We start from the raw sequence: 22,850 nt of genomic DNA on the forward strand, positions 1-22,850 counted from the left end.
TCCGTGCCTCTCAGGCTCCCGCAGGAACCATAATAGCGGAAACCGTGCTTTTCCGTGCCACTCTTTGGTAAACAGGAAGATAACGTTTCGCGTTCGATGCCCAGTCCCGCTCCTCCTCGACGAAGCGGCGGCCGGCTTCGCGGCGCCCTTCCCACTGCGCGCGATCGGCGAACAGCCCTGCCAGGGCGGTGGCGATCGCGGCCGGATCGTCCGGCGCGAACAGCGTGCCCGTCTCACCGTCGCGGATCAGCTCGCGATGACCGCCGATGTCCGATGCGGCGACGAGGCGGCGCTGCGCCATCGCCTCCAGCGGCTTCAGCGGCGTCACCAGATCGGTCAGCCGCATCTTCTTGCGCGGATAGCAGAGTATGTCGATCAGGCTGTAATAGCGCTCCACCTCCGAATGCGGCACGCGGCCGACGAAGTGGATGCGGTCGGCGACCGTAGACGCCTCCGCCTGCGCCTTCAGCGCATCGGCGCGGGGGCCGCCGCCGACCAGCAACAGGTGCGCCTGCGGGCGCGCCGCGACCAGCGCCGGCATCGCCGCGATCAGATCGTCGATGCCCTCATAATCGTAGAAAGAGCCGATGAAGCCGACGACCTCGGCACCGGCGAGGCCCAGTTTCGAGCGCAAAGTCTCGTCGGGCGGCGGCGGATCGCCAAACAGGCCGAGATCGACGCCGTTGGGAGACACCATGATCTTGTCCGCCGATATGCCGCGCGCGATCAGATCACCGCGCAAGCCCTCGCAGATCACCGCGACGGCATCGGCCTTCCGCACCGCCCACGTCTCCAGCGCCTTGGTCGCGCGGTAGCGGAGCGATCCTTCGGTGCCGGTGCCGTTGCCGACCGCCGCATCCTCCCAGAAGGCCCGGATCTCGTAGACCAGAGGCAGGCCGAGCCGCTTCGCCGCGACACGCGCGGCGAGCGCGGTGAGCACCGGCGAATGGGCGTGCAGCACGTCCGGCCGGAATTGCTCGGCCGCCTGCAGGATCGCATGGCTGAAGGCGCGGACCTCGCGGATTTCGGAGAGCACGGGCCTGCCCTCCGGCGTGTTCCCGCCCCGGAAGAAGCGCAGCCCGTCATGCTCTTCCCACGCACCTTCCTGCGTATCGGCCTGCCGGACGTGGCGCGCGCCGGTGACGCCGGCCACTTCCAGCCCCAGCGCCTGTTGCGCCTTCAGGATCGCGCGCGTGCGGAAGGTGTAGCCGCTGTGCAAAGGCAGCGAGTGATCGAGGATGTGGAGAATCCGCATCATGAGTCCCACCTGTCCCGATGCGGGACGTGTCGGACGCTCATGACATGGCGAGGCTTAACACGCCGTTATGCGACGGCTCAGCGGCGTACCGGCACCTCGCCGATCTTCTGGCCGATGCGGTTGTAGCGCAGCTTGGTGCCTGCGGGCGGCAAACCCGGCTGGCTCTGGGGCGGCGCCTTCCAGCCGATGATCGGCACCGTCGTACCGGTGATCGGATCATAGGCCATGCCCGGCGGCACCTTGCCGTCCTTTGTGACGGATGCGGCAGGCGGCGCATCGGGCACCAGCACGGGCACCTGGATGCTCAGGAGCAGGGCGACGATCGGAGCGGCCATGATTTTTCCCATACACCCTTGTCGCGCGATGGGCCAAGCACCTGAACAGGTTTAACGCGACATCAACCGGAGCGCGCTAGGTCCGGTCCGGCAGGTTTCGCAGCGCGGGCAAGGGTGACAGGGCGATGATCGACACATTCGCGCTCGCGCTCGCCCACGCGCTGCTGGCGCTCACCGCCTGGCGGCTGTTCAAGCGCAAGGATCTCGACAACGACGGGGGCGACCGCAAGATCGTGTGGGGGCAGAAGCCCGATGCATGATCTGGCCCTGGTGGGCTTCATCGGCGCGCTGATCCTGCTGGGCTTTCGCAAGCCCTTCATCTTCGTGCTCGGCTATGCCTATGTCGACATCGTGTCGCCGCAGCGGCTGTCCTACTACATGCTCAATGCGATCCCGGTGTCGCTGATCTTCTTCGTGCTGGCGCTGGGCGGGTTCTTGGGCGTCGACGACAAGAAGGGCACGCGGCTCGCCGGGCGGCAGGTGCTGCTGATCCTCCTGCTCCTCTGGTGCGGCTATACCACGCTCACCGCCGACTTTCCCGCCGCGGCGGCGGAGAAGTGGGACTGGGTATGGAAGGCCTTGATCTTCGCGATCTTCCTGCCCTTCACGCTGCGCACCCGCCTGCGCATCGAAGGGCTGCTGCTGTTCATGGTGCTATCCGCCTCGTCGATCATCGTGACGGGCGGGATCAAGACGATGATCGGCGGCGGCGGATACGGCACGCTGAACCTCGGCCTGTCCGATAACAGCGGCCTCTACGAGGGTTCGACCATCTCGACGGTGGCGATCGCGATCATCCCGACCATCCTGTTCCTCGCCAAATACGGCACCGTCTTCCCGCGCGACTGGAAGGTGCGGCTCTATTCGATCGCTCTGGTGTTCGCCTGCCTTCTGATCCCGATCGGCACCGTCACGCGCACCGGCCTGATCTGCATCGGCCTCGTCGCGCTGCTGGGGCTGCGCGATTCGAACCGACGCTTCCTCTATCTCGCCGGCATGGGGCTGGCGGTGATGGTGGCGATCCCCTTCCTGCCGGCGAGCTACACCCAGCGGATGCACACCATCCAGGGCTATCAGGCCGACGAATCGGCCTCGACCCGCGTCGCGGTGTGGGGCTGGACGTGGAATTACGTGCAGGATCATCCGGCGGGCGGCGGCTTCAACGCCTATCTGGGCAATCACATCAAGATCGAGCTGAAGGATGCGCGCGGCCAGCCGATCAACAACCAGGTCGAATATGACAAGGCACGCGCCTTCCACTCCGCTTATTTCGAGATGCTGGGCGAGCAGGGCTTTCCGGGCTTCTTCATGTGGGCGGCGCTCCATCTCGGCAGCCTGATCCGGCTGGAAATGCTGCGGCGGCGCTTCCGCAAGGCGACGGCCGACGACGAGCAGTGGATCGCCCCACTGGCGACCGCGCTCCAGCACGGGCACATCATCTATCTGGTCGGCTCGCTGTTCATCGGCATCGCCTTCCAGCCCTTCGTCTACATGATGATCGCCTGCGAGATCGGGCTGGACAGCTACGTCAGGCGCACCCGCCCGCTGAAGGCGAAGCCGCCGATGGGGCAGACCGCGCAGACGATGCAGGCGGTTCCCGCGTGAACCGGCCGGAACTGCGGCCGCTCACCTCGATCCGCGGCCTCTTCGCCTGGGCGGTGGTGCTCTATCATATCCGGCTGGCCTGCCTCGGCTGGCTGCCGCTGCCGGTGATCCATGTCCTCGCCAAGGGCTATCTGGCGGTGGACGTGTTCTTCCTGCTCTCGGGCTTCGTGATCTGGCTGAACTATGGCGAGCGGCTGCAGGGCCGCCGCGCGGCGGCGGATTTCCTCGTGCGGCGCGTCGCGCGGATCTGGCCGCTGCACGCCGCGATGCTGCTGTTCGCGCTGGCGCTGGCGGCGCTGCTGGTCGTGACGGGGCGGCCGGCGTGGAACTTCCCGTTCGCCGAATTGCCGCTCCACGTCGCGCTGGTGCAGAATTGGGGCTTCACCCATAAGCTCAGCTGGAACGACCCGGCCTGGTCGATCAGTTGCGAATGGGCCGGCTATCTGCTGCTGCCGATCGCGGCGCTGGCGGTGCCGGCGCGCCGCCCGCCGACCGCGGCGCTGGCGAGCGCGGCGCTGGTACCGCTGCTCGTGCTGTTCGCGATCCTGCACGCGACCGGCAATCCCACGCTCGGCGCCGACATCCCCCGCTTCGGCCTGCTGCGCTGCCTTACCGAGTTCGCCTGCGGGACGATGGTCTGCGCGCTGTGGAAGCGCTGGCGAGGCGATGCGCGCGCCGGGATCGGCTGCGCGATCGCAGGCGTCGCGGCGCTCGCCGCCTGGGCGTTCGGCGCGCCGGAGACGATCGCCTTCCCCTTCGCCTCGGCGACGTTGCTGCTGGCCCTCGCGCTTGGTGCGGAACGGTCGCGGCATCCGCTTTCGGGCCGCGCGATCCACTGGCTCGGCGAGATCAGCTACGCAACCTACCTGTCGCACTTTCTGCTCTTCTTCGCGGTGAAGCTGGTGCTGGTGAAGGACGAGCACGATGCCGCGCCGTGGGTGATCGGATTCTATCTGCTGCTGGTGCTGGCGGCCTCGGCCGTGCTGTATCATGGGGTGGAGCGGCCCGCGCAAAAGTGGCTGCTCAAACGCTGGAAGAGCCACACCGTTCGTCCTGAGCCTGTCGAAGGACAGGCCGCAAGCGCCGCGCCTGCTGCACGCACTTCGACTTCGCTCAGTGCGAACGGGTAGAAGGGCTTTCGGAACCCCGCCACGCGCCGTCGCGTTGGCCGGGCATGGCGAATCCCAAGCTCACATACGTCGATGACGATCTGCCCGGCATCACCCGCCGCAAGTCCGGCCGGGGCTGGGCCTATACCGACGCGCACGGCGACCGCATCACCGATCGCGACGAGATCGACCGGCTGAACGCGGTCGGCATGCCGCCGGCCTATCGCGACTGCTGGTTCTGCCCCTCGGCGGATGGCCACATCCAGGCGATCGGCTATGACGACAAGGGCCGCAAGCAATATCGCTACCACCCCGATTTTCGCGCGCGGCAGGAGGCGGAGAAATATGCCGGCTGCGCCGATTTCGGCCGGATGCTGCCGCTGATCCGCCGGCAGGTGGAAAGCGACCTCGCGCACCGCAAGCTCGACAAGCGCACCGCCGTCGCCGCCGTGGTGCGGCTGCTCGATCTCGGCCACGTCCGCGTCGGCAACGAGACATACGCCAGGGAGAACGGCTCGTTTGGTGCCACGACCTTGCGCACCCGCCACGCCGCCGTGCGCGGGGCGAAGCTCAGGCTCTGCTACAAGGGCAAGTCCGGCAAGATGCAGGAACTGACGATCGAGGATCGGCGCCTCTCCACCATCGTCAAGCGCTGCCAGGATCTGCCCGGCCAGCAGCTCTTCCAGTATCTCGACGGCGAGGGCGAACGCCGCGCCGTCACCTCCACCGACGTCAACGATTACATCCGCGAGGCAACCGGCGGCGAGTTCACCGCCAAGCATTTCCGCACCTGGGCGGCGAGCGTGATCGCCTATCGCGCGATCGTGGAAGCGAGCACCAACGGCATCGGCATCAAGGCGATGCTGGAACCGGTGGCCGCAGCGCTGGGCAACACGCCGGCGATCAGCCGCAAATCCTACGTCCATCCGGCCCTGTGCGATCTGGCCAAGGCGGGTGGCCTCAAGGGCCAGGCGCCGGTAAGGCTGCCGCGAGCCACCCGGTGGCTCGATCCCGCCGAGCGAGGGCTGATCGCCTTCCTCGATGCCCTGTCCGAGACGGGCATGTCCAAGACCCGCAAGCGAAAGGCAGCTTGATGGCCAACGCCAAGGTCAGCGTTCCCGACCACGTTTTCACCCCTCCGCAGGATCTCGCCGGCCAGGGCCAGGCGCTGGTGACCGAAACCGCCACCTGGCTGCAGGCCAATTCGCTGCGCATCGTCATCGCGCTGGCGATCGGCGTCGCGATCGTCGCCGTGCTGCTCGCCGCGCAGAAATTCCTCCAGCGGCTCTGCCGGGAGAAGGAGGCGCTGGTCGGCTGGCGCACCATCATCGGCCGGATGGCGGTCAAGACGAGCTTCTGGTTCCTCGTCATCGTCGCGGCGCGGCTGGTGGATGGCTATGCCGACGCGCCGCCGCTGCTCGACAAGACGATCGGCTTCCTGTTCACCATCGGCCTCACCTTCCAGGCGGCGGTATGGGCGCGCGAGCTGGCGCTGGGCTTCATCGAGCATCGCGCCGGGCTGGGCGATGCCGACCACGTCAGTTCGCTCGGATCGGCGATGGGAATCATCCGCTTCCTCATCACCTTCACGCTGTTCGCCGTCGCGCTGGTGCTGGTGCTGGGCAATCTCGGCGTCAACGTCGCGGGATTGATCGCCGGCCTCGGCATCGGCGGCATCGCCATCGGTCTGGCGGCGCAGGGCATCTTCGCGGACCTCTTCGCGGGACTCTCCATCCTGTTCGACCGGCCGTTCCGCGTCGGCGACAACATCTCCTACGGATCGAGCAGCGGCACGGTGGTGGCGATCGGCCTGAAATCCACCCGCATCCGCGCCTTCACCGGCGAGTTGCGCGTCATCTCGAACAAGAAGCTGACCGACAACGAGATCCTCAACGTGTCGGGCCGCGACCACATCCGCATCGCCTTCACGCTGAGCGTCACGTACGAGACCAAGCCCGATACGCTGGCGCGCATCCCCGCCATCCTGCGTGAGCTGGGCGAGGCGGAGGACGTGAAGGTGGCGCGCGCCAGCTTCGACGATTTCGGCGCAAGCTCGCTCGATTTCGCCTTCCAGTTCGATACGCCGGGCAACGACTGGCCGGCGACGCACGCGGTGCGCGACCGGATCATGGTGCGGATCATGGAGCGCTTCGCCGCCGAGGGCATCGGCCTCGCCTACCCCACCCAGACGACCTACACCGCCGCGCCCGACGGGACGCTGATCATGCCCTATGCGGAAGGAAAGGGCGCCTGAACGAGCAGCGTTGCGCGCTCTGCCACCGTCCGCTCGGCCGGCGGGTAGAATGGCACCACGTCATCCCCAAGAGCCGGGGCGGACGGGAGACCGTGCCGCTCCACCCGATCTGCCACCGCGCGATCCACGCGACGGCCGACAACAAGGAACTCGCGCGGCTTTACCCGACGCTGGATGCGCTGCGGGAAAACCCGGAGATGGCGCGCTTCCTCAAGTGGATCGCGAACAAGGCGCCCGATTTCCACGCGCCGACGCGGGGCGGATCCCCCTCCCTGAAAGGGAGGGGCTAGGGGTGGGTTCGTCTCCGGATCGAGGTCGCGCCCGCCCCAGGCGAACCCACCCCCGCCCCCTCCCTTTCAGGGAGGGGAGAGTTTAACCCCAGAGCGTCCCCTGCGCGTTGAACATCCGGCCGCGTTCGAACCGGAAGCCGTCGGGCCGATCGCGCGCGAGCAGCAGCGGGCCATCGAGATCGGCCCACTCCGCCCCCTGCGCGGCAAGAAAGGCGGGGGCGACGCCGAGCGAGGTGGACAACATGCAGCCGACCATCAGCTTCATCCCCGCCGCCCGCGCATCGCGGCACAGAGCGAGCGACTCGGTCAGCCCGCCGGCCTTGTCGAGCTTGACGTTCACCGCCTGATAGCGGCCGATGCAGCGTTCCAGATCGGCGCGATCCTGGCAGCTTTCGTCGGCGCAGAGCGGGATCGGCGAGACCAGCCCGTCGAGCAGATGATCCTCGCCGGCCTTCACCGGCTGCTCGATCAGCTCGACGCCATAGGGCATCAACGCCTCGGCCTCAGCGACCACGTCGCGGCCGGTCCACGCTTCGTTGGCGTCGACCACCAGCCGCGCCTCGGGCGCGCCGCGCCGCACCGCCGCGACGCGATCGGTATCGCCCTCGCCCGCCAGCTTGAGCTTGAGCAGCGGATATTTGCCGGCGGTGGCGCGCGCGGCGGCCTCCATCGCCTCCGGATCGGCCAGCGAGATCGTGTAGGCGGTGACGACCGGCTTCGGCTCCTCCAGCTGCGCCAGCCGCCAGACCGGGATGCCACAGCGCTTGGCGTCCAGCTCCCACAAGGCGGTGTCGATCGCGTTGCGCGCGGCGCCGCGCGGCATCAGCGTGAGCAGGTCGGCGCGGCTGGCTCCCTCCGCGATGGCGCCGGTCATCTCGAGGATCTGGTCGCGCACGCTCTCGGCGGTTTCGCCATGATAATAGATGGCGGTCGCCTCGCCGCGCCCGCGCCATTCCCCCTCGGCGACGGTGGCCACCACGACATCCACCTCGGTCTTGGCGCCGCGGGAGATGACGAAGGCGCCGGCGGTGGGCCAGCGCTCGATCCGCGCCGCAAGGCGCACGGGAACGGACATAATTCTCTCTCAGGTCGTGGTCAGGCCATCGCCCGTGCCATCGGACGGCGGCGCGGGCAATGGCCGGGGGGTGGATGCGGGCCAGTAGGGCCTGGGCATGATCCGCGCCGCACGATCGAACGCGGCGCGCACGTCGGCACGGCCGAGCAGGCGCGCCCACAGTCCGCGCAGCCTCGACGGGGGATGCGGCAGCAGCGCACCGTCGGGCTGGAACTGATCGGCGAGACGATCCGCCCCCTCGCCCGTCGCCAGCGTGGCGATCGCGATCGCCGCCGCCTCGTCGTCGCGGCCGGCGCAGAGCAGGCCCTCGATCGCGGCGGCCTGATTGTCTTTCGCCGACGCCTTGAGTGCATCACCCGCCGCCTTCGCCTCGGCGGCGCGACCAAGGCCGGTCAGCGCGCAGACCCGGTTGCGTTGCAGCCACGCGAGACCGAAGGGCGATAGATAGGCCGATTGCGCCGCACCCGCCTGCGCCACCGCCAGTTCCTCGTCATACCGGCCCGACTGATCGAGCAATTCGGCGAGCGTGATCAGCGCGCCCGCCGCCTGCGGGTTGGTCTTGAAGTCCGTATGGGCGAAGGGGCGCAGCCGGTCGAGCGCACGATCCCGCTCACCCGCCGCCGCCAGCGCCGTCGCGTCAGCCAGCACGAGGCTCACCTGCGGTTCGCTCATGTGCGGGGCGATCGCGGTCGCACCCGCGACGCTCGCCACGTCGTCGAACCGGCCGAGGACGAGGAAGGCCTGCGCCGCATCGAGCTGCGCCTGCAGATCCTGCGGCGCGGCGGCATATCCATCGAGCGCGGTGCGCGCGTAGCGGTCGATCGCCCGTCCGCCGGCGGGGCCGATCTTCGCCTCGATATCCGGCCAGAGCGCGGCGTAGCGATGCTCGATCGCCATCTGCCACAGCAGGGCCGGCCGATCGATCCGGCCGAGCAGTTGGCGCGCATCATCCTCGGCCTTCTGGTCGAGCAACGCACCGACGCCATCGGCGGCGACCGATTGTGAAAGCTCGGGCTGGTCGGCCGGATCCCAGTCGGCGAGCGCGAGGCTGAGCGCCACGCGGTCCCGCCGCTGGGTATCGCCCGCGATGGTGAGCTTCTGCGCCAGCGCCTGCCAGAGATCGCCCGGCATGAGCGCCAGCGCCTTCGATCGGCTGTCCGCGATCGCGCCGAGATTGTCCGCCGCCTGCGCGTAGCGGCCCGCATCGAGATCGGCGAACACCTCGTAGCCAAGCACCACCGGATTGGTCGGCGAGACCTGCTTCAGCTCTGCCAGCACGGCCGGCGACTCCGCCGATCGCCCGACGGTGGAGAGGCACGGCAGACGCAGCAGCTGGGCGGCGAAGCGGGTCGGCGTGCCCGCGCCCGCCTGCCCCGCCACCACCGGATCGAGCAGGCCGAGCACCGCCTTGCAGTCACCGGCCTGCGCCAGCGTCGCCGCGCGCGCGATCACCGCGTCGCCCACGATCCGGGGCTTGGGCGACGCCAGCGGCGTGCGGGGCAGCGCCGCCTGCACGGGCAAGGCGAGGAGCGCGGCTAGCGCCGCGCCGATCAGCAGGCGCAACGGGCGCTCAGGCGCCATGCTCCACGATCCAGCTCTCCATCACGGGCGCGATCACCTCGCGCCAGCGGCGGCCGTTGAAGATGCCGTAATGACCCACCTTCTCGGCGAGCAGATACTTCTTCTTCTCATCCGCGAGGTTCTTCGAGATTGTGAGCGCCGCCTTGGTCTGGCCGACGCCGGAGATGTCGTCCCGCTCGCCCTCGACCGCGAGGATCGCGGTGTCGGTGATCGCGCCCGGATCGACCTTGCGGCCGCGATGCAACAGCTGGCCCTTGGGCAGCTTGTGCTGCTGGAACACGTCGACGATCGTCTGGATGTAGAATTCCTCGGTCATGTCGCAGACCGAACGATATTCCTCGTAGAAGGCCTTGGTGGAATCGGCCGATTCCTCGTCGCCCTGCACCAGATGCGTGAACATCTTGTAGTGGCTCATCAGGTGGTTGCCGAGGTTCATCGCCATGAAGCCGGTGAGCTGCAGGAAGCCCGGATACACCTTCCGCCCCGCGCCCGGATAGAAGAAGGGCACGGTGGCGATCACGTTCTGCTGGAACCAGGCGAGCGGGCGCTGGGTGGCGACGGTGTTCACCGCCGTCGGCGCCTTGCGGGTGTCGATCGGGCCGCCCATCATGGTGAGCGTCGCCGGGCGGCAGGGATGCTTGTCCGCATTCATCACGCAGGTGGCGGCATAGACCGGCACCGACGGCTGGCAGACCGCCAGCACATGCGTGTTCGGCCCGATATGCGCCAGGAAATCGATGACGTAATCGATATAGTCGTCGAGGTCGAAGCGACCGTCTTCCAGCGACACGTACTTCGCGTCGCGCCAGTCGGTGATGTAGACGTCGTGGCCGGGCAGCATCCGCTCCACCGTACCGCGCAACAGCGTGGCGAAGTGGCCGGACATCGGGGCGACGATCAACAGCTTGGGCTGTCCCTCGACGCCGTCCTTGCGGAAGCGCTTGAGCTGGCCGAACGGCTTGCGGAGCACGATCTCCTCGAACACCGTGACGTCCTTGCCATCCACCTTCGCGGTCTCGAAGCCGAAGCCCGGCTTGCCGCGCGGCTGCGATGCGTGCGCGAAAACGTCGAGGCCGGAGGCGATCATCGGGCCGAAACCGGTCTGCCCGAGCGGATTGGCAGGATTCTGCAGCCACTCCGCGCCCATGTTGGCCATCAGGCTCGCGCCCGACAGCCAGGAGCGCTGGAGTTCATAGGCATCGTACAGCAATTCGATCTCCTCAGGCGCCAGCGGATCACGCTAGCAGCAAAATCTTTGCGCCCTTCTAACGCATGGCGGCGCCTTCGCGCTTGCAAAATAGGTATCCGGAGCGCCGCTATCCACAGTTCTTTCGGTCAGGGCGATCGAGCGCGCAACTTTCTTGCGATTGAGCGGCGGCGAGGCCGGTGCTAACCCGCCGCCATGGCCCGCGCCCCCGTCAAAGCCGCCCCGCCCACAGACCCCCAGGAGCGCAAGCTCGGCAACCTTCGCCTCGTATGGGCGCGGGCCCTGCGCTACCCCGGCCATATCGCCGCCGCGTTCGTGGCGCTCTGCGTATCCTCGGCGGCGACGCTGGGCATCCCATGGGGGTTCAAGCGGGTAATCGATCGTGGCTTCCACGGCGGGTTCGATCCGCATGCGGTCAGCGCATCATTCCAGTTGATGCTCGTGGTGGTCGCGGTCCTTGCGGTGGCGACGGCTATCCGGTTTTGGTATGTGTCCTGGCTGGGCGAGCGCGTGGTCGCGGATCTGCGCATCGAAGTGCAGGAAAATCTCCTCACGCTGAGTCCTCGTTTTTTCGAGGAAAACCGCCCGTCCGAAATCGCCTCCCGCCTCACGTCCGACACCGCGTTGATCGAACAGGTCGTCGGAACGACCATATCCGTCGCGCTCCGTTCCAGTTTCACCATGATTGGCGGCATAGCCTCGCTTTTCACCCTTTCGGTGAAACTGGCGGCGATGATGGTGGTAGGGCTTCCCCTGGTGCTGCTGCCGATCATTCTGATGGGCCGACAGGTGCGCGGCTTGTCACGTGGCTCGCAAGACCGAATCGCCGAGGTTGGCGCGCGCGCCACCGAAACGCTCGGTGCAATGAGGATCGTGCAAGCCTTCAATCAGGAACCACGCGAGGCTGATCGCTTCCGTTCCGCCGCCGAGGCCGTCTTCGCGGCCGCCAAGCGCCGCATCCGCGTTCGCGCGATCATGACGTCCATGGTCATCGGCCTGTTCTTCGGAGCGATCATTCTCATCCTGTGGGAAGGAACGCTGGACGTGGCGAGCGGCCGCATGACGGGTGGTGCGATCACCGCCTTCGTCGGCATCTGCCTCATCGTCGCCGGCTCCTTCGGGTCGCTCGCCGAGGTCTATGGCGACCTGCTGCGCGGCGCCGGCGCGGCCAGCCGGTTGAGCGAATTGCTGTCCGAGCGCGCCGAGATCCGTGCCCCCGCCCATCCGCGCGCGCTGCCTGAATTCGCTTTGGGGCACCTCCGCTTCGAGAACGTCACCTTCCAGTACCCGACCCGGCCGGACGTCTCGGCGCTGGCCGGTTTCTCGCTCGACGTGCCGCCGGGGCAGACGGTGGCGGTGGTCGGACCTTCGGGTGCCGGCAAGTCGACCCTGCTCCAGCTCGCCCAGCGCTTCTACGATCCGCAGGGCGGCCGCCTGCTGCTCGACGGCGTGCCGCTGACCGAGGCCGACCCCGCAGACATCCGCCGCCGCATCGCGATGGTGCCGCAGGACACGGTGATCTTCGGCGCGTCCGCCCGCGACAACCTGCGCTACGGCCGCTGGGACGCGGACGACGAGGAATTGTGGACGGCGGCCGAGGCGGCCAACGCGGCGGGCTTCCTGAAGGCGCTGCCCGAGGGGCTCGACACCTTCCTCGGCGAAGGCGGCGCGCGGCTTTCCGGCGGCCAGCGCCAGCGCGTCGCCATCGCCCGCGCCCTGCTGCGCGACGCCCCGCTGCTGCTGCTCGACGAGGCGACATCCGCGCTCGACGCCGAGAGCGAGCGGCTGGTGCAGGACGCGCTGGAGCGGCTGATGAACGGCCGCACCACGATGGTGATCGCCCACCGCCTCGCTACCGTCCGCTCGGCCGATCGCATCGTCGTGATGGAGGCCGGCCGCATCGTCGAGCAGGGCACCCATGACGAGCTGTTCGCCGGCTCCGGCCTCTACGCCCGCCTCGCCAAGCTGCAGTTCGACGCGGTGGCGTAAATCGCGTTCGGCTCGCTTCGTCGCATCATGGATAAGAGTTATTAACCATCATCGGCGACAAGGCCTTTAGATTTGGAGGCCGCGATGAGTAACGATTACGCGATGACCATGATCGACCGGATGCTGTCCCGTGGCGCCCACGGCAAGGCATCGAACGACCCGATCGACCCGGCGCTCCGCGCCACCGTCAACCGGCTGGTCGGCGAACTGCGCTCGATCGAATTCCGCCGCGCGGCGCGCTGACGCCGACACGGCTTACCCGTACCGAGACTTGAAAGGGCGGTGGCGATGCGCCACCTCCCCTGCATGACCGCCACCCGCCTCGCCGCCCGTGCCCTGATCCGGTTGTCCGGCGAGGATGTCGCCGGCTTCCTGCAGGGCCTCGTCACCAACGACACGCGCGTGCTGGCGGAAGGCCGGCCGGTCTGGGCAGCCCTGCTCACCGCGCAGGGCAAGGCGCAGTGGGATTTCCTGCTGTGGCCCGACGACGCCGATATTCTCGTCGATTGCGAGGCGACGCAGGCCGATGCGCTGGCGAAGCGCCTCACCATGTATCGCCTGCGCCGCCCGATCACGATCGCGCGCGACGAGGCGCTGGCCGTCCACTGGCGGCCTGATATGAGCGAGGAGCCGGAAACCCGGCTGTTCGCCGATCCGCGCCTGCCCGGCCTCGGCTGCCGCTGGCTGGCGCCCGCGATCGACAACGAGACCGCCGATCTCGCCTGGCGGACGTGGCGGCTGGGCCATGGCGTGCCCGAGGGGATCGACGAACTCGGCACCGACAAGACCCTCTGGCTGGAGGCCAATGCCGTCGAGCTGCACGGGGTGAGCTTCACCAAGGGCTGCTATGTGGGCCAGGAGAATACCGCGCGGATGAACTGGCGGCAGAAGGTCAACCGCCGGCTGGTCGTCTGCGAGGTGGAGGCCGATCCCGGCGAGGCCGCGCGCGCATGGTATCCCGATCTCGGCCTGGCGGTGGCGCCCGTCCGCGTCGAGCATCTGCGCGCCGGCCACGCCGTGAAGCTGGGCGATGCCGAAGCGCGGCCGATCGTGCCGGCGTGGCTGGCCGAAGCGATCGCCGAGGAGCAGCCGGCATGAGCGACCAGCCGCGCAGCCTGCCGCCGAGCCGCAGCGCGGCGCAGGGCGGCGTCGGGGTGATCTTCGTCACGGGCGCCTTCGCGATCGTCACCGCCGCCGCGGTACTGCTGCTCGCACGCAGCTACGGTTTCCGGATGGAGCCGATCGACTGGGTACTGCTCGGCTTCGTGCTGGTGCTGACGATTGGCGGCGGCATCGCGCTCATCCGCTTCGTGCGCGCCAACCCGCAGGGGATCGGCGAGGCACGCTTCGACACGCGCAACCGCGACAAGGACTGATCTCAGCCTGCCGCCGCCTTCTCCAGCGCGGCGACGTCCAGCTTCACCATCGTCACCATCGCATCGAAGGCGCGCTTCGCCACCGCCGGATCGGGATCGGCGAGCAGGCGAGGCATGATCTCCGGCACGATCTGCCACGGCACGCCCCAGCGATCGCGCAGCCAGCCGCACATGATCGCCTGCCCGCCATCGGCAGTCAGCGCCGCCCACAGGCGATCGACTTCCGCCTGATCGGCGCAATCAACCGAGATCGATGCGGCATTGCCGTAATTTTCGGGTTTTCCGCCGTTGAGCGCTTGGAAGCCCTGCCCGCCCAGCGTGAACTGGATCATGATCACCTCGCCCGCCTCGCCGCCCGGCCAGGGGGCCGGGGCGCGCTGGATGTGATCGATCCGCGAATCGGGCACGAGCGAGACGTAGAGGCGCACCGCCTCCTCCGCATCCGTCCCGAACCACAGGCAGGTGCTCACCTTCGGCATGTCCACTCTCCCGCTTTTGGGCGAGTCGGCCGGGCGATGCCGCTGGCCGCTCGCGGGGTGGAGGATGCCCCGCCCGGCCCGGCGGCTCAACCTCGGATACGCGAAGGGCGGGGCGCGGAGATCTTCCGCACCCCGCCCCACGATCGGCGAGCGATGGCCGGCAGGCTTATGCCGCCAGCTTGCGCAGCACGTACTGGAGGATGCCGCCGTTGAGGAAATATTCCAGCTCGTTGACGGTATCGATCCGGCAACGGGTCTCGAACGTCTCCCTGGAGCCATCGGCGCGGGTCAGCTCGACCGTCACGGTCTGGCGCGGGCGCAGGTCCGCGACTCCGGTGATCGTGAAGGTTTCCGATCCGTCGAGCTTGAGCGTCTTGCGGTCGACGCCATCGGCGAACTGCAGCGGCAGCACGCCCATGCCGACCAGGTTCGAGCGGTGGATGCGCTCGAAGGTCTCGACGATCACGGCTCGGACGCCGAGCAGGGTGGTGCCCTTCGCCGCCCAGTCGCGCGACGAGCCGGTGCCATATTCCTTGCCGCCGATCACGACGAGCGGGGTGCCCTCCGCCTTGTATTTCATCGCGGCGTCGTAGATCGCCTCGACGTCGCCGGTCGGAACGTACTTCGTGACGCCGCCCTCGATGCCGGGCGTCATCTCGTTCTTGATGCGGATGTTGGCGAAGGTGCCGCGCATCATCACTTCATGGTTGCCGCGGCGCGAGCCGTAGGAGTTGAAGTCCGCCTTCGAGACCTGATGCTCGGAGAGGTAGCGGCCGCCGGGGCTGTCCGCCTTGATCGAACCGGCCGGCGAGATGTGATCGGTGGTGATCGAGTCGGCGAAGATCGCCAGCGGGCGCGCATCGATGATGTCGGTGACGGGCGCCGGCGTCATGCTCATGCCCTCGAAATAGGGCGGGTTGGCAACGTAGGTGCTGCTCGGATTCCAGCTGTAGGTGTCCGATCCGGTCACGCTGATCGCCTGCCACTTCTCGTCGCCGGTGAAGACGTGCGCGTAGCGGCTGGTGAACATGTCGCGGTCGATATTGGCGTCGATCGCCGCGCGGACTTCGGCGTTGGTCGGCCAGATGTCCTTGAGGAACACGTCCTTGCCCTCGGTCGACTGGCCGATCGGGGTGGTGGTGAAATCCTCGGTCACCGTGCCCTTGAGCGCATAGGCGACGACCAGCGGCGGCGAGGCGAGGAAGTTGGCGCGCACGTCCGGCGAGACGCGGCCTTCGAAGTTGCGGTTGCCCGACAGCACCGACGCCGCGACGATGTCGTTGCCGTTGATCGCCTTGCTGATCGGCTCGGCCAACGGGCCGCTGTTGCCGATGCAAGTGGTGCAGCCATAGCCGACCAGATTGAAGCCGATCGCGTCCAGATCGGCCTGCAGGCCGGACTTCTCCAGATAGTCGGTGACGACCTGCGAACCGGGCGCGAGGCTGGTCTTCACCCACGGCTTGGGCTTGAGGCCCAACGCGTTGGCCTTCTGCGCGACGAGACCGGCGGCGACCAGCACCGACGGGTTCGACGTGTTGGTGCACGACGTGATGGCGGCGATCACCACGTCGCCGTCGCCGATATCGTGGCTCCTGCCCTCGACGGGCACGCGCTTGAAGCCGTCATGCTTGTAGACGCCGGACAGGTCCGCATTGAAGGTGTCGTCCACCTCCTCCAGCACCACCTTGTCCTGCGGGCGCTTCGGGCCGGCGAGCGACGGACGGACGGTCGAGAGGTCCAGCTCCAGCGTATCGGTGAAGACCGGCTCGGCATCGGGATCGAGCCACAGGCCCTGCGCCTTGGCATAGGCCTCGGTCAGCGCGATCTGATCCTCGTCACGGCCGGTCAGGCGCATATAGTCGAGCGTCTTGTCGTCGATGCCGAAGAAGCCGCAGGTGGCGCCATATTCCGGCGCCATGTTGCCCATCGTGGCGCGATCGGCGAGCGTCAGGCTGGCGAGGCCGGGGCCGAAATACTCGACGAAGCGGCCGACCACGCCCTTCTTGCGCAGCATATGGGTGACGGTGAGCACCAGATCGGTGGCGGTCACGCCTTCCTGCAGCTCGCCGGTGAACTTGAAGCCGACCACCTCGGGGATCAGCATCGAGACGGGCTGGCCGAGCATCGCGGCTTCCGCCTCGATGCCGCCGACGCCCCAGCCCAGCACGCCGAGGCCGTTGACCATCGTGGTATGGCTGTCGGTGCCAACGCAGGTATCCGGGTACGCGATCGTCTCGCCGGCATCGTCCTTCGAGGTCCACACCGCCTGCGCGATATGCTCCAGGTTCACCTGGTGGCAGATGCCGGTGCCCGGCGGCACGACCTTGAAGTTATCGAGCGCCTTGCTGCCCCACTTGAGGAATTCGTAGCGCTCGGAATTGCGCTGGTACTCGAGTTCGACATTGTCCTCGAACGCCTTGGGCGTGCCGAACTCGTCGACCATCACGGAATGGTCGATAACGAGATGCACCGGCACCTGCGGGTTGATCTTCTGCGCATCGCCGCCAAGGCTGTTCATCGCGTCGCGCATCGCCGCCAGATCGACCACGCAGGGCACGCCGGTGAAATCCTGCATCAGCACGCGCGCCGGGCGATACTGGATCTCCCGCTCGCTGGTCTTGTCGGTCAGCCACTGGACCATCGCCTTGATGTCCTCGACGGTGACGGTGGTGCCATCCTCGAAGCGCAGCAGATTCTCCAGCAGCACCTTCATCGAGAAGGGCAGCCTGGAGACATCGCCGATCTGCTCGGCCGCCTTGGCGATCGAATAATAGTGAATCGTCTTGCCGCCGACCTCCAGACTGTCTCGGGTGTTGAGCGTGTCCTGTCCGATCGCGGTCATGGCGGAATTCCTTTGTGCAGGGGCGGAGGAGTCGGGCGGGAGATAGCAACGGGGTGCCCGTTCTGAAAGGGCGCGGGGCAAGCTGCGAATCGGTCTCAACACACCGGCCGCACGGAATTTGGATTATGCCGCCCGAACCGCTAAGAGCGCCGCCGAACCGGGCGCTTTCCGCCCCACAGACCGGACGAGACCATGACCGACACGCCCCCCGATCGCCTTTCCGTCAGCCCGCGCTCGCCGCTCTACGACGCGGACGTCCTGCAGCGCGACGTCGGCATCCGCTTCAACGGTGTCGAAAAGAACAACGTCGAGGAATATTGCGTGTCGGAGGGCTGGATCAAGGTCGCCGCCGGCCGTTCGCTCGACCGCAAGGGCAATCCGATGACGCTCAAGCTGAAGGGCGTGGTCGAGCCTTATTTCAAGCGCGCGGCGGCGGACGAGGCCGGGAGCGACGGCGACGCGGAGAGCTGATGCCCTTCGATTTCCAGCCGACGCTCGACGGCGACCTGCTCGCGCTCCGGCCCGCCCGGCCCGACGATTTCGACGCGCTGTTCGCGGTGGCGTCGGATCGGGAGATCTGGGAGGTCCACCCGGCGCATGACCGCTGGCAGGAGCCGGTGTTCCGCACCTTCCTCGATGGCGCCTTCGCCGATCAGGGCGGGCTCGTCGCAATCGAGCAAGCGAGCGGCGCGATCGTCGGCTTCTCGCGCTATTCGATGGGGCGGTGCGAGCCGGGCGAAGTCGAGATCGGCTGGACCTTCCTGGCGCGTCGCCTGTGGGGCGGCCGTTACAATGCCGCGATGAAGCGGCTGATGCTCGATCACGCCTTCCGCTTCGTCGACACCGCGCTGTTTCGGGTCGGCGAAGACAATCTGCGATCGCGCCGCGCGATGGAGAAGATCGGCGGGCGCCTGACCGGACGGACGGAGACGGTGATGCTGAACGGCGCGCCGGTGACGCATGTCGTCTACGCCATCCGGCGATCGGACTGGGCCACGCGGGCGATGGCCGGCTAACGGACCGGCCACTCCCAGGCCGGCGCCGCCACCTCCTCCGCCACCGTCTCGCCAAGCTCTTTCGAGAGGCGAATGGTCTCCGTTCCCCAGCCATCCGACAGGGCCGAGACCAACCGCTCGGCATGGGAGACCACGACGATCTGCGAACGCTGCGCGGCAAGACGGAGAAGCCGGGCGAGCGGCGCGAGAAGGCTCGGGTGGAGGCTCGATTCCGGCTCGTTCAGCACCATCAGCTCGGGCGGCCGAGGCGACAGCAGGGCAGCGGCGAGCAGGATGTAGCGCAGCGTACCGTCCGACAGCTCGGCCGCGCCGAGCGGACGCAACAGGCCGGGCTGGCGCATCCGCAGTTCCGCGCCACCATCGATCGTCGCGCCGTCGAAGGCATCGGCGATCGTATCGTCGAGCGCCCCGCCATCGCCGATCGCCTGGATGGTGCGGATGGCGGCGGCAACATCCGACCCGTCCCCCGCCAGCACCGGCGTGAAGGTGCCGACCTGCGCGCGCCGCGCCGGGGCATCACGATCGGTGCGGAGCTGGTCATAGAAGCGCCAGCCACGCATCCTTTCGCGCAGCGTCAGCAGTTCCAGCCCGTCCACCGGATCCGCGCAATGCGTCATCATGCTGTCGAAGCTGGACAATTGCTCGAACGACGTGCGCCATGTGCCGTCGTCCTGCCGGCGGACGCGCACCATCGGCCCGCGCCGCTCGGCGATGAGATTGCGGTTGGCGAGGCGGCCGCCGGTCCACACCGCCTCCACCTTGATCTCCGGATCGTGCCCGAACGGCGAGGCTCCGGGCGTCGGCAGGCCGAGATCGATCGCATAGCCATGATCGTTGCCCGCAAAGCCGAGCCGGAGGTGGACCGGATGCTTGCGGACCGTCCCCTGAACGGGATGCTCGCCCGTCTTCATCGCGCGGCCGAACGCCTCTGGCCCCGCCCACAGCGTCGATTCGAGACCACCCTCGGCGGCAAGCGAGCGCACCACCCCGCCCTGCGCGACATCCGCCAGCAGCCGCAGGCCACGATAGAGGCTGGACTTGCCGCTGCCGTTGGGGCCGGTGACGAGGGTCAGCTGACCGAGCGGCAGCACGACATCGCGCAGCGAACGATAACCGGCGATGGCGATGCGATCGATCACGGCCGGGGCTAGTCCACGACGTGGGGTGCGCCGCTATCGGCTCCCCCTCTTCTCATTCGCGCCGCAGCGATCAGAAGACCCCGGCGTATCGCTCGTTGCCCTCGAAGGCGAACTTGCCGACCTGGCTCTGCTTCACCACCGCGATGATGCCGTCGACGATCGCGTAGCGCGTGGCGGGATCGGGCCTCAGGTGAAGCTCCGGCTCCATCGCCTGCGTCTCGGACAGATCGATATACTGGCGAAGCGTCCTGAGATCGGCGACCGCCTGGCCGTTCCAGAACATGTGCCCGGCCGCATCGGTCGAGATCAGGTTCTTGTCGGGGTGCTCGATAGCAGGAGTGCCGCCCGACGGGAGGTCGAGCGGCACCTTGTGTGTCTGGATCGGGATCGTGAGGATAAACATGATCAGGAGAACCAGCAGGACGTCAATGAGCGGCGTCGTGTTGATCTCCATCAGCGGGGACGGTTCGATACTCCGAACGGAAATCGCCATGTTCATCCTCCTTGACCGGGTAAGCCCGGATCAGAAGGCGTTGGCGTAGCGCTCGTTGCCCTCGAAGCCGAACTTGCCGACCTGGCTCTTCTTCACGACCGCCAGGATGTTGTCGATCGTATCGTAGCGCGTTTGCGGATCCGGCAACAGATGCAGTTCCGGCTCGTCGGGCATGTTCTTCGTCAGATCGAGATACTGACGAAGAGTGACGAGGCCCGCCTCGCCGGCCGGAAGCGGCTGGCCGTTCCAGAAGATGCTGCCGGCCGCGTCCGTCGAGATCGTGTTCTTCGTCGGAAGGATCGGCGGCGGCGGTGCATTGTTGGGAACCGGCAGATCCAGCTTCACGGCATGGGTCTGCGGGGGAATGGTGATGATGAACATGATGAGCAGCACCAGCATGACGTCGATCAGCGGCGTCGTGTTGATGTCCATCATGGGCTCGCCTTCGGCGGTGCCTGCAGACATTGCCATCGCAATTACTCCAAAATCTTGTTCAGGCCGCCGAAATTACGGTCCGCCCGGCGTTTCGGGCTGCGAGATGAAGCCGACCTTGAGGAAGCCCGCCTGCGACAGCGTCGAGACGACACCGCCGATGCACTTGTACGGCGTGTTCTGGTCGCCGCGGATATGCGCTTCCGGCAGGGTATCCGGGGTGACGTTCTGGACGCCGCCCTGCTTGTCGATCTCGAACTTCAGCTTCTTCACGGCGCGATCGAGCAGCGACTTGGAGTCGACCTTCTCGATGCCCCAGTAGACCTGACAGTTGCCGGCCGCGTCGGCCTTCACGGACAGGTTGACGTTCTCCGGCTTGGTGACCGTCGGCTCGTTGCGCACCGTCGGCAGCTTGAGCGGGATGGTCTGCAGCACGACCGGAACGGTGATCAGGAAGATGATCAGGAGCACCAGCATGACGTCGACGAGCGGCGTCGTGTTGATGTCCGAGATGGGCGTGTCATCGCCACCTTCGCCGCCTACACTCATGGCCATCGGAATTCGGTCCTATTCTAATACTTGCGGTGGAGGCGGGCGAGGCCCGCTCGGGCCGCCGCCGCATCCGGAGATGCGGCGGCGGCCTTCACCGAAATCAGGCCTTGGTGGTCTGCACGCCCGAGGCGGTCGCAGCGACCTTCGGCTGGGCAGCCTTGGTCAGGCCGTAGGACGGACGCACCGCGCCACCCGACACCATGTAGCCATGGACGTCGTTGGCGAAGGCCACGAGACCCTCCATGATCACCTTGTTGCGACGCAGCAGCCAGTTGTAGGCGAGCACGGCCGGAACGGCGGTGACGAGGCCGAGCGCGGTCATGATCAGAGCTTCACCGACCGGGCCGGCGACCTTGTCGATCGAGGCCGAACCCGAGGCGCCGATGGCGATCAGCGCGCGGTAGATGCCGACCACGGTACCGAACAGACCGACGAACGGAGCGACCGAGCCGACCGTCGCGAGGAACGGCAGGCCGCCCGAGAGCTTGGCGCCGATCGAGGCCGTCGAGCGGGCGATCGAGTTGTTGATCCACTCGTGCTGGTCGATCGGATCCTTCAGCTTGTCGTGCTGGTCCTCGGCGAGCAGGCCGTCGTCGACGATCTGGCGGTAGGCCGAGTTCTTCTCGAGCTTGGTGGCGGCGTCACGCAGGTTCGGCGCGGACCAGAAGCCGGCGCGGACCTTCTTGGCCTGGCCGATGATCTTCTGCTGCTCCCACCACTTGGAAAGCAGGATGAAGAGCGAGATGAACAGCGAGCCCACGAGCAGGATGAACACGGTCCAGCTGATCACGCCACCCTGATTGAGGGCGTTCCAGAGGCCGTACTGTTCTGCGGCGGAGCCGGCGGCGGCGGTGGTGGGGGTCGTCATGGTCGTCGGTTCCTTGGTCAGAATGTCTGTTTTCGATTATCGGGAACGGCGACGGAGGCGCGCGTCGCGCCCCCGTGCATCCGGCTTAGTCCTTCGGGATCTGCCAGCGCATATTGTTGCTATACGTGCTCGCAATGCCGTTGCCGGACGCATCCTTCGCCGGCGTGAAGCGCGCTCGGCGCGGCAGCAGGCGGCAGGCGGTCTGGTCGAGATCGGGGAATCCGCTCGACGAGGTCACCGTGCAGTTCGTGACGCGACCGTCCGGTCCCACATCCAACTTGAAGCCGGTGACGCCAGCCTCGTTGTTGCGAAGCGCGCCGGGCGGGTAATCGTCCGAAGTGACCCAATCGCCCGGATTGCCGCGTGGCTTCAAACCCACGGCCTCACTGGGCTTGGGCGGCGGCGGCGGCGGCGAGGGGGCGACCGGCGCCTGCGGGATGATCACGGGGGGAGCCTTCGGCGCCGTGATGATCGTCGGAGCCACGACCGGCGGGGTCACCACCGGCGGGGGCGCCACGATCGGCGGCGATTCGACCTTCGGGGTCTCCTTGGGCGGGGGCGGCGGCTTTTTGGGCGGCGGCGGCGGCGGGGTTTTGATGTCGATCACGTTCAGCTTGGTGGCCACCTTTTTATAGGCGTCGTATGCCAGACCGTTGACGAACGCGTAGCCGACTGCGCCGAGAACGATCGCGGAAATGACCGCTGAGACCGTTTTCTGACCGCTTTGATTCTGGTCGACGTAAGCCATTAAAGAGAGCCACTCCGTGCTGGGGCGAATAGGCTGCGGCATGACAGCGGAAGTCAGCCACCCGCGAAACATCGCGGGCCATCTGACCCCCCTTGCCGTCACTTCATGCTATTCAGCGTTCGTTTTGATGTCCATCCCTTACATATACGATTGAGTAATGTTTGGCCCGCGACCGGTTTTCCGGGCGCCTAAAGCCTTGAAT

Annotated in this window: 25 protein-coding genes; 12 read left to right on the forward strand and 13 right to left on the reverse strand. The window is 67.4% G+C overall.

The window, feature by feature from the left end; translation table 11 throughout:
* Positions 1 to 10 precede the first annotated feature (10 nt).
* Positions 11 to 1,255, reverse strand: a complete 1,245-nt coding sequence (locus QGN17_RS13155) for a TIGR04063 family PEP-CTERM/XrtA system glycosyltransferase (RefSeq protein ID WP_281045221.1) — start codon at positions 1,253 to 1,255, stop codon at positions 11 to 13.
* Positions 1,256 to 1,335: 80 nt separating this feature from the next.
* Positions 1,336 to 1,593, reverse strand: coding sequence for a hypothetical protein (locus QGN17_RS13160; protein ID WP_281044931.1), 258 nt, complete (start codon positions 1,591 to 1,593; stop codon positions 1,336 to 1,338).
* 125 nt (positions 1,594 to 1,718) lie between these two features.
* On the opposite strand from QGN17_RS13160, the gene QGN17_RS13165 reads away from it, so the two are divergent.
* The 6 genes from QGN17_RS13165 to QGN17_RS13190 are packed head-to-tail and all read left to right on the forward strand — an operon-like array spanning position 1,719 to position 6,851.
* Entirely contained in the window at positions 1,719 to 1,853 is a 135-nt protein-coding gene (locus QGN17_RS13165; RefSeq protein WP_281044932.1) for a hypothetical protein, read from the forward strand.
* Positions 1,846 to 3,198 carry a putative O-glycosylation ligase, exosortase A system-associated gene (locus QGN17_RS13170; protein WP_281044933.1) on the forward strand — a complete coding sequence of 451 codons (1,353 nt, stop codon included), beginning with the start codon at positions 1,846 to 1,848 and terminating at the stop codon, positions 3,196 to 3,198. The genes QGN17_RS13165 and QGN17_RS13170 overlap by 8 nt, the downstream gene beginning before the upstream one ends.
* Entirely contained in the window at positions 3,195 to 4,328 is a 1,134-nt protein-coding gene (locus QGN17_RS13175; RefSeq protein ID WP_281044934.1) for an acyltransferase family protein, read from the forward strand. Before QGN17_RS13170 ends, QGN17_RS13175 begins: the two co-directional genes overlap by 4 nt.
* A 44-nt stretch (positions 4,329 to 4,372) precedes the next feature.
* Positions 4,373 to 5,401 carry a DNA topoisomerase IB gene (locus QGN17_RS13180; protein WP_281044935.1) on the forward strand — a complete coding sequence of 343 codons (1,029 nt, stop codon included), beginning with the start codon at positions 4,373 to 4,375 and terminating at the stop codon, positions 5,399 to 5,401.
* Positions 5,401 to 6,561 (forward strand): mechanosensitive ion channel family protein, encoded by a 1,161-nt coding sequence (locus QGN17_RS13185; RefSeq protein ID WP_281044936.1) that lies wholly within the window; start codon positions 5,401 to 5,403, stop codon positions 6,559 to 6,561. The genes QGN17_RS13180 and QGN17_RS13185 overlap by 1 nt, the downstream gene beginning before the upstream one ends.
* Positions 6,558 to 6,851, forward strand: coding sequence for an HNH endonuclease (locus tag QGN17_RS13190; RefSeq protein ID WP_281045222.1), 294 nt, complete (start codon positions 6,558 to 6,560; stop codon positions 6,849 to 6,851). Before QGN17_RS13185 ends, QGN17_RS13190 begins: the two co-directional genes overlap by 4 nt.
* A gap of 82 nt (positions 6,852 to 6,933) precedes the next feature.
* Here the strand turns inward: QGN17_RS13190 and dgcA are convergent, their stop codons facing one another.
* Genes dgcA through QGN17_RS13205 form a run of 3 tightly spaced genes read right to left on the reverse strand, consistent with a single transcriptional unit; the run spans position 6,934 to position 10,717 of the window.
* Positions 6,934 to 7,926, reverse strand: a complete 993-nt coding sequence (gene dgcA, locus QGN17_RS13195; RefSeq protein ID WP_281044937.1) for an N-acetyl-D-Glu racemase DgcA — start codon at positions 7,924 to 7,926, stop codon at positions 6,934 to 6,936.
* A 9-nt stretch (positions 7,927 to 7,935) separates the two neighbouring features.
* The gene (locus tag QGN17_RS13200; RefSeq protein ID WP_281044938.1) at positions 7,936 to 9,507 is read right to left on the reverse strand and encodes a hypothetical protein; all 1,572 of its coding nucleotides are present in this window, start codon (positions 9,505 to 9,507) and stop codon (positions 7,936 to 7,938) included.
* Positions 9,497 to 10,717: a polyhydroxyalkanoate depolymerase gene (locus tag QGN17_RS13205; protein WP_281044939.1), complete on the reverse strand. Its 1,221-nt coding sequence runs from the start codon at positions 10,715 to 10,717 to the stop codon at positions 9,497 to 9,499. Before QGN17_RS13205 ends, QGN17_RS13200 begins: the two co-directional genes overlap by 11 nt.
* Before the next feature lie 192 nt (positions 10,718 to 10,909).
* Between QGN17_RS13205 and QGN17_RS13210 the strand changes: the two genes are divergently transcribed.
* The 4 genes from QGN17_RS13210 (at position 10,910) to QGN17_RS13225 (ending at position 14,079) form a co-directional block, all read left to right on the forward strand.
* Positions 10,910 to 12,703: an ABC transporter transmembrane domain-containing protein gene (locus QGN17_RS13210; RefSeq protein ID WP_281044940.1), complete on the forward strand. Its 1,794-nt coding sequence runs from the start codon at positions 10,910 to 10,912 to the stop codon at positions 12,701 to 12,703.
* A gap of 84 nt (positions 12,704 to 12,787) precedes the next feature.
* Positions 12,788 to 12,946, forward strand: coding sequence for a hypothetical protein (locus tag QGN17_RS13215; protein ID WP_281044941.1), 159 nt, complete (start codon positions 12,788 to 12,790; stop codon positions 12,944 to 12,946).
* Between the two features lie 63 nt (positions 12,947 to 13,009).
* Entirely contained in the window at positions 13,010 to 13,801 is a 792-nt protein-coding gene (gene ygfZ / locus QGN17_RS13220; protein ID WP_281044942.1) for a CAF17-like 4Fe-4S cluster assembly/insertion protein YgfZ, read from the forward strand.
* Positions 13,798 to 14,079: a hypothetical protein gene (locus QGN17_RS13225; protein WP_281044943.1), complete on the forward strand. Its 282-nt coding sequence runs from the start codon at positions 13,798 to 13,800 to the stop codon at positions 14,077 to 14,079. The genes ygfZ and QGN17_RS13225 overlap by 4 nt, the downstream gene beginning before the upstream one ends.
* 2 nt (positions 14,080 to 14,081) lie before the next feature.
* Here the strand turns inward: QGN17_RS13225 and QGN17_RS13230 are convergent, their stop codons facing one another.
* Positions 14,082 to 14,558: a VOC family protein gene (locus QGN17_RS13230; RefSeq protein WP_281044944.1), complete on the reverse strand. Its 477-nt coding sequence runs from the start codon at positions 14,556 to 14,558 to the stop codon at positions 14,082 to 14,084.
* 166 nt (positions 14,559 to 14,724) lie between these two features.
* Positions 14,725 to 17,400: an aconitate hydratase AcnA gene (gene acnA, locus QGN17_RS13235; RefSeq protein ID WP_281044945.1), complete on the reverse strand. Its 2,676-nt coding sequence runs from the start codon at positions 17,398 to 17,400 to the stop codon at positions 14,725 to 14,727.
* Between the two features lie 192 nt (positions 17,401 to 17,592).
* Here acnA and QGN17_RS13240 point away from each other — a divergent pair, with 192 nt between their 5' ends.
* Positions 17,593 to 17,871 carry a DUF3297 family protein gene (locus tag QGN17_RS13240; RefSeq protein ID WP_281044946.1) on the forward strand — a complete coding sequence of 93 codons (279 nt, stop codon included), beginning with the start codon at positions 17,593 to 17,595 and terminating at the stop codon, positions 17,869 to 17,871.
* Positions 17,871 to 18,416, forward strand: a complete 546-nt coding sequence (locus tag QGN17_RS13245; protein ID WP_281044947.1) for a GNAT family N-acetyltransferase — start codon at positions 17,871 to 17,873, stop codon at positions 18,414 to 18,416. Before QGN17_RS13240 ends, QGN17_RS13245 begins: the two co-directional genes overlap by 1 nt.
* Here QGN17_RS13245 and QGN17_RS13250 read toward each other — a convergent pair.
* From QGN17_RS13250 to QGN17_RS13275, 6 genes are all read right to left on the reverse strand, one after another.
* Positions 18,413 to 19,555 carry an AAA family ATPase gene (locus QGN17_RS13250; protein WP_281044948.1) on the reverse strand — a complete coding sequence of 381 codons (1,143 nt, stop codon included), beginning with the start codon at positions 19,553 to 19,555 and terminating at the stop codon, positions 18,413 to 18,415. The genes QGN17_RS13245 and QGN17_RS13250 overlap by 4 nt on opposite strands.
* 70 nt (positions 19,556 to 19,625) lie before the next feature.
* On the reverse strand, positions 19,626 to 20,048 hold the full coding sequence (locus QGN17_RS13255; RefSeq protein WP_281044949.1) for an ExbD/TolR family protein: 423 nt from the start codon (positions 20,046 to 20,048) through the stop codon (positions 19,626 to 19,628).
* Between the two features lie 30 nt (positions 20,049 to 20,078).
* Entirely contained in the window at positions 20,079 to 20,519 is a 441-nt protein-coding gene (locus tag QGN17_RS13260) for an ExbD/TolR family protein (protein WP_449325353.1), read from the reverse strand.
* A gap of 36 nt (positions 20,520 to 20,555) precedes the next feature.
* Complete coding sequence (locus QGN17_RS13265) at positions 20,556 to 21,035, reverse strand: ExbD/TolR family protein (RefSeq protein WP_281044950.1); 480 nt, start codon at positions 21,033 to 21,035, stop codon at positions 20,556 to 20,558.
* Between the two features lie 97 nt (positions 21,036 to 21,132).
* Entirely contained in the window at positions 21,133 to 21,900 is a 768-nt protein-coding gene (locus QGN17_RS13270; protein ID WP_281044951.1) for a MotA/TolQ/ExbB proton channel family protein, read from the reverse strand.
* An 85-nt stretch (positions 21,901 to 21,985) separates the two neighbouring features.
* Complete coding sequence (locus QGN17_RS13275; RefSeq protein ID WP_281044952.1) at positions 21,986 to 22,648, reverse strand: energy transducer TonB; 663 nt, start codon at positions 22,646 to 22,648, stop codon at positions 21,986 to 21,988.
* Between the last annotated feature and the right edge of the window lie 202 nt (positions 22,649 to 22,850).

It is taken from the genome of Sphingomonas oryzagri (genome assembly GCF_029906645.1).
GTDB lineage: Bacteria > Pseudomonadota > Alphaproteobacteria > Sphingomonadales > Sphingomonadaceae > Solisphingomonas > Solisphingomonas oryzagri.

Excerpts from the sequence above, each read along its gene's own strand:
- QGN17_RS13155 (WP_281045221.1), bottom strand. The coding sequence starts at position 1,255 with ATGCGGATTCTCCACATCCTCGATCACTCGCTGCCTTTGCACAGCGGC.
- QGN17_RS13160 (WP_281044931.1), bottom strand. The coding sequence starts at position 1,593 with ATGGCCGCTCCGATCGTCGCCCTGCTCCTGAGCATCCAGGTGCCCGTG.
- QGN17_RS13165 (WP_281044932.1), top strand. The coding sequence starts at position 1,719 with ATGATCGACACATTCGCGCTCGCGCTCGCCCACGCGCTGCTGGCGCTC.
- QGN17_RS13170 (WP_281044933.1), top strand. The coding sequence starts at position 1,846 with ATGCATGATCTGGCCCTGGTGGGCTTCATCGGCGCGCTGATCCTGCTG.
- QGN17_RS13180 (WP_281044935.1), top strand. The coding sequence starts at position 4,373 with ATGGCGAATCCCAAGCTCACATACGTCGATGACGATCTGCCCGGCATC.
- QGN17_RS13185 (WP_281044936.1), top strand. The coding sequence starts at position 5,401 with ATGGCCAACGCCAAGGTCAGCGTTCCCGACCACGTTTTCACCCCTCCG.
- dgcA (WP_281044937.1), bottom strand. The coding sequence starts at position 7,926 with ATGTCCGTTCCCGTGCGCCTTGCGGCGCGGATCGAGCGCTGGCCCACC.
- QGN17_RS13200 (WP_281044938.1), bottom strand. The coding sequence starts at position 9,507 with ATGGCGCCTGAGCGCCCGTTGCGCCTGCTGATCGGCGCGGCGCTAGCC.
- QGN17_RS13210 (WP_281044940.1), top strand. The coding sequence starts at position 10,910 with ATGGCCCGCGCCCCCGTCAAAGCCGCCCCGCCCACAGACCCCCAGGAG.
- QGN17_RS13215 (WP_281044941.1), top strand. The coding sequence starts at position 12,788 with ATGAGTAACGATTACGCGATGACCATGATCGACCGGATGCTGTCCCGT.
- ygfZ (WP_281044942.1), top strand. The coding sequence starts at position 13,010 with ATGACCGCCACCCGCCTCGCCGCCCGTGCCCTGATCCGGTTGTCCGGC.
- QGN17_RS13225 (WP_281044943.1), top strand. The coding sequence starts at position 13,798 with ATGAGCGACCAGCCGCGCAGCCTGCCGCCGAGCCGCAGCGCGGCGCAG.
- QGN17_RS13230 (WP_281044944.1), bottom strand. The coding sequence starts at position 14,558 with ATGCCGAAGGTGAGCACCTGCCTGTGGTTCGGGACGGATGCGGAGGAG.
- acnA (WP_281044945.1), bottom strand. The coding sequence starts at position 17,400 with ATGACCGCGATCGGACAGGACACGCTCAACACCCGAGACAGTCTGGAG.
- QGN17_RS13240 (WP_281044946.1), top strand. The coding sequence starts at position 17,593 with ATGACCGACACGCCCCCCGATCGCCTTTCCGTCAGCCCGCGCTCGCCG.
- QGN17_RS13245 (WP_281044947.1), top strand. The coding sequence starts at position 17,871 with ATGCCCTTCGATTTCCAGCCGACGCTCGACGGCGACCTGCTCGCGCTC.
- QGN17_RS13255 (WP_281044949.1), bottom strand. The coding sequence starts at position 20,048 with ATGGCGATTTCCGTTCGGAGTATCGAACCGTCCCCGCTGATGGAGATC.
- QGN17_RS13260 (WP_449325353.1), bottom strand. The coding sequence starts at position 20,519 with ATGGCAATGTCTGCAGGCACCGCCGAAGGCGAGCCCATGATGGACATC.
- QGN17_RS13265 (WP_281044950.1), bottom strand. The coding sequence starts at position 21,035 with ATGGCCATGAGTGTAGGCGGCGAAGGTGGCGATGACACGCCCATCTCG.
- QGN17_RS13270 (WP_281044951.1), bottom strand. The coding sequence starts at position 21,900 with ATGACGACCCCCACCACCGCCGCCGCCGGCTCCGCCGCAGAACAGTAC.
- QGN17_RS13275 (WP_281044952.1), bottom strand. The coding sequence starts at position 22,648 with ATGGCTTACGTCGACCAGAATCAAAGCGGTCAGAAAACGGTCTCAGCG.